9 protein-coding genes are annotated in these 12,140 nt (G+C 38.0%); 6 read left to right on the forward strand and 3 right to left on the reverse strand.

Annotated features, from left to right (window positions below; genetic code table 11):
- Window positions 1–68 precede the first annotated feature (68 nt).
- Complete coding sequence (locus ACUN28_RS02330; protein WP_000734736.1) at window positions 69–215, forward strand: quorum-sensing peptide PapR; 147 nt, start codon at window positions 69–71, stop codon at window positions 213–215.
- A 16-nt stretch (window positions 216–231) separates the two neighbouring features.
- On the opposite strand, the gene ACUN28_RS02335 is transcribed toward ACUN28_RS02330, so the two are convergent.
- The 3 genes from ACUN28_RS02335 to cls form a co-directional block, all read right to left on the reverse strand.
- Entirely contained in the window at window positions 232–2,910 is a 2,679-nt protein-coding gene (locus ACUN28_RS02335) for a DUF4084 domain-containing protein (RefSeq protein WP_016085451.1), read from the reverse strand.
- 128 nt (window positions 2,911–3,038) lie between these two features.
- Complete coding sequence (gene uvsE / locus ACUN28_RS02340; protein ID WP_016085452.1) at window positions 3,039–3,992, reverse strand: UV DNA damage repair endonuclease UvsE; 954 nt, start codon at window positions 3,990–3,992, stop codon at window positions 3,039–3,041.
- A 32-nt stretch (window positions 3,993–4,024) separates the two neighbouring features.
- The gene (gene cls / locus ACUN28_RS02345; RefSeq protein ID WP_016085453.1) at window positions 4,025–5,218 is read right to left on the reverse strand and encodes a cardiolipin synthase; all 1,194 of its coding nucleotides are present in this window, start codon (window positions 5,216–5,218) and stop codon (window positions 4,025–4,027) included.
- A 240-nt stretch (window positions 5,219–5,458) separates the two neighbouring features.
- Here cls and ACUN28_RS02350 point away from each other — a divergent pair, with 240 nt between their 5' ends.
- From ACUN28_RS02350 to acdA, 5 genes are all read left to right on the forward strand, one after another.
- Entirely contained in the window at window positions 5,459–7,570 is a 2,112-nt protein-coding gene (locus ACUN28_RS02350) for a heterodisulfide reductase-related iron-sulfur binding cluster (protein WP_016085454.1), read from the forward strand.
- Between the two features lie 9 nt (window positions 7,571–7,579).
- Window positions 7,580–8,863 carry an acetyl-CoA C-acetyltransferase gene (locus tag ACUN28_RS02355; protein ID WP_098404985.1) on the forward strand — a complete coding sequence of 428 codons (1,284 nt, stop codon included), beginning with the start codon at window positions 7,580–7,582 and terminating at the stop codon, window positions 8,861–8,863.
- 56 nt (window positions 8,864–8,919) lie between these two features.
- Complete coding sequence (locus ACUN28_RS02360) at window positions 8,920–9,771, forward strand: 3-hydroxybutyryl-CoA dehydrogenase (RefSeq protein ID WP_000538860.1); 852 nt, start codon at window positions 8,920–8,922, stop codon at window positions 9,769–9,771.
- Window positions 9,772–9,843: 72 nt separating this feature from the next.
- On the forward strand, window positions 9,844–10,974 hold the full coding sequence (locus tag ACUN28_RS02365; RefSeq protein WP_016085456.1) for an acyl-CoA dehydrogenase: 1,131 nt from the start codon (window positions 9,844–9,846) through the stop codon (window positions 10,972–10,974).
- Between the two features lie 21 nt (window positions 10,975–10,995).
- On the forward strand, window positions 10,996–12,135 hold the full coding sequence (acdA, locus tag ACUN28_RS02370) for an acyl-CoA dehydrogenase AcdA (RefSeq protein ID WP_016085457.1): 1,140 nt from the start codon (window positions 10,996–10,998) through the stop codon (window positions 12,133–12,135).
- Window positions 12,136–12,140 lie beyond the last annotated feature (5 nt).

The following is a 12,140-nucleotide window of genomic DNA, read 5'->3' on the forward strand; positions in this document are numbered from 1 at the left end:
TGCATAATTGCATAAGATGTGGATAAATTTTCATGATATATTTAAAGAAAAAATGCGGGTGATGGAATATGAAGAAACTACTTATTGGTAGTCTATTAACGTTAGCGATGGCATGGGGTATTTCATTAGGAGATACAGTTTTAGAGAAAAACCAAGTAATTTCTTATAATGATCAAGAGATACAAGTAGCTTCAGATGTACCTTTTGAGTATTAAAAAACAACCGTCTTACTTAGACGGTTGTTTTTTTGTGGAGTAACATCCAAACGTCTTTACTAGAAACAGGTTTGCTAATAAAGAATCCTTGAATGTGGTCACAGTTTTGTTCATATAAAAACTTCCATTGTTCTTCCGTCTCTACACCTTCTGCAATAACTTCTAAATTTAGTTCTTTTGATAGTGTAATGATGGAAGAGATAATCGCTTCCTCTAAAGGGCTAGTTGTAATGCCGCAAATAAACTCTCGAGCAATTTTTAATGTGTTGATTGGATATTTTGTTAAATAAGCTAAAGAACTATAACCAGTTCCAAAGTCATCGATTGAAATTTGAATACCGAGATTTTGAAGCTGTTCTAACTTTGCAACTACAGATTGATTTTGATTAATTGCGATACTTTCTGTAATTTCAATATCTAATGCTTCTGGTTTTAGCTCTGTTTCTTTTAATACTTTTGAAATGGTTGAGATTAAATCTGCATGGTTAAATTGAACAACAGATAAATTCACACCAACTTTCAAGTGAGAAAAACCTTGATTATGCCATCTTTTTGCCTCTAAGCAAGCGGTACGTAAAATCCAATTTCCAAGTTCAATAATAAATCCTGTTTCCTCAGCTAGCGGAATGAACTGGGCAGGAGATACGATTCCGAGTTTTGGATGCTTCCAACGAATTAATGCTTCAAAACCGATAATTTGTTTTGTTTTTGTGCTTACTTGTGGTTGGTATTCAAGGAAAAATTCATTTTGTTGTAGTGCTTTTGAAAGTTCTCCTTCTAAGAAGTTACTCTCATTTTGAGCAATACTCATTTCTTTTGAGAAGAAAACAAATCTGTTTTTTCCATTTGCTTTTGCGCGATACATAGCCATATCAGCATTTTTCATTAATTCTGTTACATCTGTTCCATAATCAGGGTACATTGCAATTCCGATACTCGGTGTAATAGACAGTTCTTCATCTTTAATGAAGAACGGTTTGTTTAAAATGGTTAAAATCTGTTCAGCTATAAATATTGCACTCTTTTCTGAGTACATATCTGGTAATAGAATTGTAAACTCATCTCCGCCTTGGCGAGCAACGACATCCTTTGAACGCAAGCAACTGCGTAATCTTTTTGCTACTTCAATTAATAATAAATCTCCGACGTCGTGACCAAGTCTATCGTTAATTTTTTTGAATCGATCTAAATCAAGGAACATGACGGCAACATCATTTGCGCTAGTTTGAGTTGTATTTAAAATATTTTTTAAGTCCTTTTCAAACTTTCGGCGATTTGGTAATCCAGTAAGTGAATCATGAAAGGCTAAATGTTCTACTTGTTTTTGTTTTTCATATAAAGTTGTAATATCACGTGCTATGCCGAACATCCCAACAACTTCTTTGTTTATGAAAGTAGGGATGAGTGTAATGTGAAGGTAATAGTAATAGCCTTCTTTTTCTTTTGTGCGAACTTCTAAAGTTTGTGGTCTACCTTCTGTTGTCATTTGTAAAGCTTTCTTTAGTAGATCATGGTCTTTTGAGTCAATAAAGTGTAGAAGAGAATAGCTTTCTACTTCACAATAGTAGGCAGTAAATAAGCTTTCACATGCTGTATTGGATTGTTGGAAAATACCATTCATATTTAAAGAAAAAACGGCATCAGGATGATCTTCGAATAAAGATTTATAGCGTTGTTCACTCTTTGATAACGCAGATGCACCTTCTTCTACTTTACCTTCTAGTTGTGTAGTCAACTGTTCGTATGTATCGATTAGTGCTTGATTATCTTTCCACATGTAAAGTTGTCGTAGGAATAATAAGATGAGTGATAATACGAGACCGATTAACATGAACTTATCATCCCAAGGTTGAAAGACAATAAAAGAAAAAGTAATGATTATACTAAAGTAAGGTAATATAAAGCGCACATAGTCAAATCGATAATACTTCGTTTTCGTTTCATGCTGCATTGGTTTATCCACAATGTATAGTATGGACGACAAACCAATTAATAAAATTGAAGCGGTATGTATTAAGTAAGAGACTTCAGAAGAAGTTTCTATCCCTGCGTTTAATTGGAACAGATGTATATATCCGTACACAAGTATGATAGTAAAGCCGATAATTAATGAGATTCTACTAGAAGAATATTGTTCTCGTCTATATAGGCTAATAACGGCGTAAATTACTAATGCTTGTGCAATAAAGTATCCAATTAAAACCCAGTGATCGGTTGTTAACATACGAAAGCTTGAAAGGTCCAAAATAAAAGTTAGGGTAAAATAAATATTCATGATAACAATAAAGATGCTATCGAATGAAAATTGAGCAAGACCTCTAATAGAGTAATGTTTTATGAATTTGATAGCAAACCCAGAAAAGAGCAAAATATATTGTATGATGAAAAAAGGTAGTGCCTTATATGAGAATATGACTTGATCATATATAGAAAGTGAATGAAGAAATAAAGTTATCTCCATAGTTAGTCCGCATATGCAAGTGCATAGTAATAAAACCCAAAATAATTTATCAGTATGCTTCATTTTCTTAATAGCTTTATATAAGCAATAGCAAGAAAAGAGCGCGGCAAAACAAAATAAGAAGAGAATTCCAATTTCTTTTATATTCAAGTCCTTAGGGATCAGAAATATCCAAAGAGAAAATATAACTATATACATTATGACAAATTGTACATATTTTTTTTGATTAATCATATTATGACTCCGTTTCAATAAATTTGAATCGCAGGTGGAAAATGCTAACTCCAATCATAGCATATAAAATAGGGTGTTTTTTACTATAAAAATTACTTTTTTTGAGAAAAATAGCGCAAGATTACAATTTACCATTGTAATGTTGCGCCATGTATTCTTTTTATCCCTCTTATAGAGGATAGTTCACGTATTAATTGCAGCATTGCTAAATCTTTCTGTTTACTTTCAATCATAATATCGAAATTGTGATTGTTTTTTTTTGCAATGTGTAAGAAAGGTTTAATAAAATCTAAATCAATATATTCAGCATGAGCCCTAAATTCTTTTTCTGATTTAGGGGAGGAAATGTGAACTTTAGGAGGGATATTTGTATGTGACCAAGTTTCAAAAATTGCAGGAAGTAACTCTTCTAGCGGTTCCTCGCAAGGGTTTGCCATGTGATGGTGATAATCAAATACGAATGGGACCTTTTCTTTTTGACAAATAGATAGAGTTTCAGCAGTTGTATATGTTTTATCATCATTTTCAAGTGTCATTTGTTTTTTTATATGTGCAGGAAGTTTTTTTATGTTTTCATGGAAACGTCCAACGGCTTTTTCTTTATTTCCATAGGCACCACCTACATGGATGTTAATATAAGAAGTATCTGCAACTCCTATTGCATCTAATACTTTATAATGATAGGTCATATCTATAATAGCGTTAGTTGTAATATGTGGTTTATCACTTGTAAATAGCGTAAATTGATTTGGATGAAAACTTACTCGTAAATTGTGTTCTTTAATTAATGACCCAATTTTACGCCAAAGCGGTATAAATGCCCCGATATAATCAAATTCAACTTCGGGATGTGTTGCAAGTGGAACAATGGAAGATGACAAGCGATATAACGGAATTTCATGCGCTATATTGTAATGAAGAATACGTATTGTATGCTCAAGATTTTGCTTTGTAACATCGTATAGTTTATCTTCTCGCTCTTGTTTACTGAGCTTTTGAAAGCTTGTAAATGTCATCGTTTTAGCCGGAGAGCAATCCCAGAGTGCCATTGCATGTGAGACATATCCGAACCGCATAATCATAATGAACGCATCTCCTTTATTCATTATCTTTCCTATAGGAAGAAAGCAAGTATCGTTCCTACCCATTCTTTTCCTCTATCAATAAGAGAATGCGGGCTAACATCTTTAAAGGAAAGTAATGACGCGTTTTCTAGATCTTCATGGAATTTGTTTTTTACTGTTTGTATAAAAGGTTTATCATATAAAAGACAGTTGATTTCATGGTTAATATATAAACTTCTCATATCAAAGTTTGCAGTTCCGATATCACAAATATAATCGTCCGCTATAATAACTTTAGCGTGAAAAAAACCTTGTTGAAATGCGTAAATATTACACCCGGCTTGTATTAACTTTCGGCAATACGGGAATTTCGCTTCTCGAACAAGGGCGTGATCAGCTTTTTCTGGAACGAGAATCGTTATTTGAACCCCACGTTTTCGTGCTTGTAATAATGCGTTCATAATTTTTTTTCCAGGAATGAAATATGGTGTACCGATAAAGAGTTCTTCTTTCGTATTTTCAATTAAGTGTAAAAAAGTATGTTGTAAATATGCCCCATCGGTCGGAATAAATTGATGTAGAATGATTCCTGGTTGTTGCTTAGGAAAATAAATAGGTGAATCTAATAAATTTTGACCCGTATCGTCGAGCCAATCATGTGAAAATTGCTTTTGTAAATCTTGTACTCCTTCGCCTGTAAGACGTAAATGATAATCGCGCCATAATCCTAATTTTTGATTATGCCCTAAATATTCTTCTCCAATATTAAATCCGCCAATATAACCAATTTTCCCGTCAATAACTGTAATTTTTCTATGGTTTCTTTGATTTGCAGAAAAGAAAGGAAAAGGAAATTTCACTTTGTGACAAAATGAAAAAGAGACACCATGTTTTTGTAGGGAGCGAATGTCCTCGTTTGATAAATGATGGCTCCCAAATCGATCGAGTAAAAGTCTTACTTCAATTCCTTCCTGTGCCTTAACGATAAGTAGCTTTAAAAATTCCCGACTAATCTTATCGTTTTTTACAATGAAGAACAAAACGTGCACATGGTGTTTCGCTTGTTTTATATCAGTAAATAGGGCGTCATACAAATCTTTTCCGTATGTATAAAGGTGAAAATCACTTTGGCGTAAAGGGAAAGTACGAGAGCGCACACGTTTTAAATGAAGAAGCCTCCCATATAAAAGGTCAATTGTGATCCAAAGAGTAACGCATATTAACAAGAGAGATACGAAGAACATGAGTGAATTCCCTCCTTTGCATTCTTTTCACCTTCACTTTTCCGGCTAATTAAAGTTTCACTTTATAGTTTCACCGAAATAAACAGCTTTATGAAAAAATATGTTGTTGTATAACAAAAAACTGTTGACTGAATGCTCACTCATTATATAATGAAGGTAGGGGATAAAATTCAGAAAATTATATGTTTTTGAAGATTCTAAAAAAGAAAGAGGGCTTACAAAGAGAGGGGTAGCATAAAAATGAATAGCTTACTGATCATGAATTGGCTGGCTGCCATTGCTGTTATTGCTTATGCGGGATATTTGTTTGTATATCTTATACGAACGAGAATGGCCTACATACAGTTAGGAAAAAAGATTGAATTTGACCGTCGTTTTAAAGAGCGTTGGGATCTTCTTAAGGTAAATGTTTTCGGTCAGAAAAAGCTGCTGAAAGATAAGAAAAGCGGCATTATTCACGTTATGTTCTTTTACGGATTTATTCTTGTCCAATTTGGAGCAATTGACTTCGTTTGGAAAGGACTCGCACCAGGATCACATCTTCCACTTGGACCACTATACCCTGCATTTACATTCTTCCAGGAAATTGTCACACTTGTTATTTTAATTGCAGTCTTTTGGGCTTTTCATAGACGTTATGTCGAGAAGCTAGTTCGTTTAAAACGTAATTTCAAATCAGGCCTTGTCCTTATCTTTATTGGTGGCTTAATGATTTCTGTGCTACTCGGTAATGGAATGGGGATTATATGGCACGGCGAGGAGCTTTCATGGAGTGAACCAATCGCTTCTGCAATCGCTTACGTTTTCTCGGGTATAAATGAAACCGTAGCCATTTCTGTGTTCTATTTCTCTTGGTGGGTGCATCTACTAATTTTGTTAACGTTTTTAGTGTATGTACCACAATCAAAACACGCGCATTTAATTGCAGGACCAGCTAATGTATTCTTCGGTCGTCTTTCAAACCCAGGGAAACTTGAAAAGATCGATTTTGAAGATGAAACACAAGAAACATTTGGTGTTGGTAAAATTGAAGACTTTAGACAAAATCAGCTTATCGATTTATACGCTTGCGTAGAGTGTGGTCGCTGTACAAATATGTGCCCGGCAACCGGAACAGGGAAAATGTTATCGCCGATGGATTTAATTTTAAAACTTCGCGATCATTTAACTGATAAAGGAGCGGCTGTAACATCAAAAGCACCGTGGGTTCCAGTAGTTGCTTTTAATAATACACAAGGAAATCAGTTAGCGATGATGGCAGCTGGGAAAGGGCAACAAGAATCAGCAGCTACAACACTCGCTTACGATCCGAGTTTAATCGGAGACGTTATTACAGAAGAAGAGATTTGGGCTTGTACAACGTGCCGTAACTGTGAAGACCAGTGTCCAGTTATGAATGAGCATGTAGACAAAATTATTGATTTACGCCGCTATCTTGTTTTAACAGAAGGAAAGATGGACGCGGAAGCGCAGCGTGCGATGACGAACATCGAGCGTCAAGGGAATCCGTGGGGTCTAAACCGTAAAGAGCGTGAAACATGGCGCCAAGGTGATGATGAAGTAACAGTTCCAACTGTAAAAGAAAAATCGAAAGCTGGCGAGGAGTTTGAATATTTATTCTGGGTTGGTTCGATGGGATCATACGACAATCGTAGTCAGAAGATTGCGATATCGTTTGCGAAGTTAATGAACGAGGCAGGCATTTCATTCGCGATTCTCGGTAATAAAGAAAAGAACTCTGGAGATACACCGCGCCGCCTTGGAAATGAATTCGTCTTCCAAGAAATGGCGACAAAGAATATCGAAGAATTTGAAAAAGCAGGAGTGAAGAAAATCGTTACGATTGATCCTCATGCATATAACACATTTAAAAATGAGTATCCAGACTTTGGCTTGCAAGCAGAAGTCTATCATCATACAGAATTGTTAGCTCAGTGGGTGAAAGAAGGACGCTTAAAACCTGTTCACGCAATTGAGGAAACAGTTACGTACCATGATTCCTGTTACTTAGGAAGATACAACGAAGTATACGAAGCACCACGCGATATTTTGAAAGCAATTCCTGGTGTGAATCTTGTAGAAATGGCACGTAACCGTGAAACCGGAATGTGCTGTGGCGCAGGTGGTGGCTTAATGTGGATGGAGGAAACAGCAGGTTCTCGTATTAACGTTGCTCGTACAGAACAAGCACTAGTTGTGCAGCCATCCATTATCGGTACAGGTTGTCCATATTGCTTAACGATGATTAGTGATGGGACGAAAGCGAAAGAAGTAGAAGAGAAGGTTCAAACTCTTGATGTAACAGAGATTTTAGAACGCTCTGTTATCGGACAGAAGAAAGAAGCGATGTAATCTGCAAGCATGTATACAACTTTAGAGAGAGGTGCAATGATTGCACCTCTTCTCAACGTAAGAATACCGAGCGAGCGCTCAGTGCTAAAAAATGAAATGGGGGAAAGAAACATGAGTAAAACAGTTATTTTAAGTGCTGCAAGAACACCGGTTGGGAAATTTGGAGGATCTTTAAAAGACGTAAAAGCAACAGAACTTGGAGGAATTGCAATTAAAGCTGCGCTTGAAAGAGCAAATGTTTCTGCTAATGATGTTGAGGAAGTTATATTTGGAACGGTTATTCAAGGTGGACAGGGACAAATTCCATCGCGCCAAGCTGCGAGGGCTGCTGGAATCCCTTGGGAAGTCCAGACGGAAACAGTGAATAAAGTTTGTGCATCAGGGCTTCGTGCGGTTACGTTAGCGGATCAAATTATTCGTACTGGTGATCAATCACTGATTGTAGCTGGCGGTATGGAGTCGATGAGTAACAGTCCTTACATTTTACGCGGAGCAAGATGGGGATACAGAATGGGCAACAACGAAGTTATTGATTTAAACGTAGCTGACGGTTTAACATGCGCATTTTCAGGTATACACATGGGTGTTTATGGCGGAGAAGTTGCGAAGGAAGATGGAATCTCTCGCGAAGCGCAAGATGAATGGGCATATCGTAGCCATCAGCGTGCGGTTTCAGCGCATAAAGAAGGACGTTTTGAAGAGGAAATTGTGCCAGTAACGATTCCGCAAAGAAAAGGCGATCCTATTGTCGTTGCAAAGGATGAGGCACCACGCGAGGATACAACAATTGAAAAATTAGCGAAATTAAAACCTGTATTTGATAAGACAGCGGCGGTGACAGCTGGTAATGCGCCAGGACTAAACGATGGTGGTGCTGCACTTGTACTAATGAGCGAAGACAGAGCGAAGCAAGAAGGAAGAAAGCCATTAGCAACGATTTTGGCGCACGCGGCAATCGCGGTAGAATCAAAAGATTTCCCAAGAACGCCAGGTTATGCAATTAACGAATTGTTGAAAAAAACAGGCAAGACAATTGAAGATATCGATTTATTCGAGATTAATGAAGCCTTTGCGGCGGTAGCAATTGCAAGTACAGAGATTGCAGGAATTGACCCAGAAAAATTGAATGTAAATGGCGGCGCAGTGGCGATGGGACATCCGATTGGAGCAAGCGGAGCGCGCATTATTGTTACACTTATCCACGCCCTGAAGCAGCGCGGAGGCGGAATTGGAATTGCTTCGATTTGTAGCGGTGGCGGTCAAGGTGATGCAGTGATGATTGAGGTTCATTAATTTACGGCGAGAAAACGATTCATTTATTACAGACTTATATTAAGGGGGAAGAAAGAATGGGTGTACAAAAAATAGTTGTAATTGGTGCGGGACAAATGGGATCGGGAATTGCGCAAGTATGTGCAATGGCAGGATATGATGTGAAGGTACAAGATTTAAAACAAGAGCAATTAGACAGAGGATTGGCTATTATTACGAAAAACTTAGCGCGCCAAGTAGAAAAAGGACGCATGAAGGAAGAAGAGAAGGAAGCAACGTTAAATCGCCTTACAGTAACGCTTGATTTAGATTGTGTGAAGGAAGCGGACCTTATTATTGAAGCGGCTGTTGAGAAAATGGATATTAAAAAGAAAATCTTTGCGAATCTAGATGAAATTGCTCCAGAACACGCAATCTTAGCGACGAATACGTCATCTCTGCCAATTACAGAAATTGCAGCGGTAACGAAACGTCCAGAAAAAGTAATCGGTATGCACTTTATGAATCCCGTTCCAGTTATGAAACTTGTTGAAATCATTCGTGGTTTGGCTACAGATGATGCAGTATATGAAACGATTGAAGACATCACGAAAAAAATCGGGAAAGTCCCAGTTGAAGTAAATGATTTCCCTGGATTTGTATCGAACCGTATTTTATTACCGATGATTAACGAAGCAATTTATACGTTATATGAAGGTGTAGCGACGAAAGAAGCGATTGATGAAGTAATGAAACTTGGTATGAATCATCCGATGGGGCCGCTTACGCTAGCTGATTTTATCGGTTTAGATACATGTTTATACATTATGGAAGTGTTACATGAAGGCTTAGGTGATAGTAAATATCGCCCATGTCCATTACTACGTAAGTACGTAAATGCAGGATGGTTAGGACGTAAAACAGGTCGTGGTTTCTACGTTTACGAATAAATTCCCCTTTGTTACAAAACAGTGGTCTTACCAAATTATTAAAAGGATATATAGCAAATGGAGGCGGAGTATATGAACTTTCGTTTTAATGAAGAGCAGCAAATGATGAGGAAAATGGTTCGAGATTTTGCGCAGAAGGAAATAGCTCCCTTTGTTCCTAGTATGGAACAAGGGGTGTTCCCGAAAGAGATTTTGCAGAAGATGGGTGAGCTTGGACTAATGGGTATTCCAGCGCCTGCAAAATACGGCGGCGCAGAAATGGATTTTATTTCTTACATTTTAGCAATTGAAGAAATTTCAAAGGTAAGCGCAACAGTTGGTGTAATTTTAGCTGTACATACGTCAGTTGGAATGAACCCAATTTTATATTTCGGAACAGAAGAACAGAAAGAGAAATATGTTTCTAAACTTGCGACTGGTGAATATTTAGGCGCATTTGCATTAACAGAACCCAATGCAGGATCAGATGCAGGGAGTTTGAAATCAAGAGCTGTGAAGAAGGGTGATCATTACATTATTAATGGATCGAAAGTGTTCATTACAAATGGGGGTGAAGCAAGTACATACATTGTATTCGCTTCTACAAACCCAGAGGCAGGAAAAAGTGGGATTTCTGCATTTATAGTAGAAAAAGATACACCGGGCTTAATTATCGGCAAAGATGAGCATAAAATGGGCCTTCTCGGTTCTCGTACAGTACAACTTACGTTCGAAGATATGAAAGTGCCAGCTGAGAATTTACTTGGTGAAGAAGGACAAGGATTTAAGGTAGCGATGGCGAATTTAGATGTTGGACGAATTGGAATCGGTGCACAGGCGTTAGGGATCGCTGAAGCGGCGCTTGCATGTGCAATTGATTATGCGAAAGAACGTGAGCAATTCGGAAAGCCAATTGCGGCGCAGCAAGGGATCGGATTCAAACTTGCAGATATGGCAACTAGTGTAGAAGCAGCGCGATTACTCGTATATAGAGCGGCATCGCTAAGAGCACAAGGATTACCATGCGGTAAAGAAGCTTCTATTGCGAAATTATTCGCTTCTAAGACGGCTGTTGAAGTTGCGATTGAAGCGGTGCAAGTATTTGGTGGTTACGGTTATACGAAAGACTATCCAGTAGAACGATTTTTCCGTGATGCAAAGATCACGCAAATATATGAAGGAACGAGTGAGATACAGAAACTTGTTATTAGTCGATCTTTATAAAAGGACAAGGGGGAGACGGGAATGCATTTTAAACTATCAGAAGAACATGAAATGATAAGAAAGATGGTTCGAGATTTTGCTAAGAACGAAGTAGCACCGACGGCAGCTGAGCGTGATGAAGAAGAGAGATTTGATCGTGCACTATTTGATCAAATGGCAGAGCTTGGTTTAACCGGTATTCCGTGGCCTGAAGAATACGGCGGAATTGGAAGCGATTACTTGGCGTATGTAATTGCTGTCGAAGAATTATCTCGCGTTTGTGCTTCAACAGGTGTAACACTGTCTGCACATACTTCGCTTGCTGGTTGGCCGATTTTTAAATTCGGGACGGAAGAACAAAAGCAAAAATTTTTACGACCGATGGCTGAAGGGAAGAAAATTGGTGCATACGGCTTAACGGAGCCAGGATCTGGATCGGATGCTGGTGGAATGAAGACAATCGCAAAGAGAGATGGCGACCATTATATTTTAAATGGATCAAAAATTTTCATTACAAATGGCGGCATTGCTGATATTTATGTTGTTTTTGCATTAACTGATCCTGAATCAAAGCAACGTGGAACGAGCGCATTTATTGTGGAGAGTGATACACCAGGATTTTCAGTTGGGAAGAAGGAGAGTAAGTTAGGGATTCGCTCTTCACCAACAACTGAAATTATGTTCGAAGATTGCCGTATTCCTGTAGAGAATTTACTTGGTGAAGAAGGACAAGGGTTTAAGGTAGCGATGCAAACATTAGATGGTGGTCGTAATGGTATTGCGGCGCAAGCGGTTGGTATTGCACAAGGGGCTTTAGATGCTTCTGTAGAATATGCAAGAGAGCGTCATCAGTTTGGGAAACCAATCGCAGCGCAGCAAGGAATTGGCTTTAAACTTGCAGATATGGCAACGGATGTGGAGGCGGCGCGTCTTCTAACATACCAAGCTGCTTGGCTTGAATCGGAAGGGCTTCCGTACGGGAAAGAGTCAGCGATGTCAAAAGTATTTGCTGGCGATACAGCGATGAAGGTGACGACTGAAGCGGTACAAGTATTTGGTGGTTACGGTTATACGAAAGATTATCCAGTAGAGCGTTATATGCGAGATGCAAAGATTACACAGATCTATGAAGGAACACAAGAGATTCAAAGGCTCGTAATTTCTCGTATGTTAACGAAGTAGGAGCA

The organism is Bacillus sp. WC2507 (assembly GCF_052656125.1).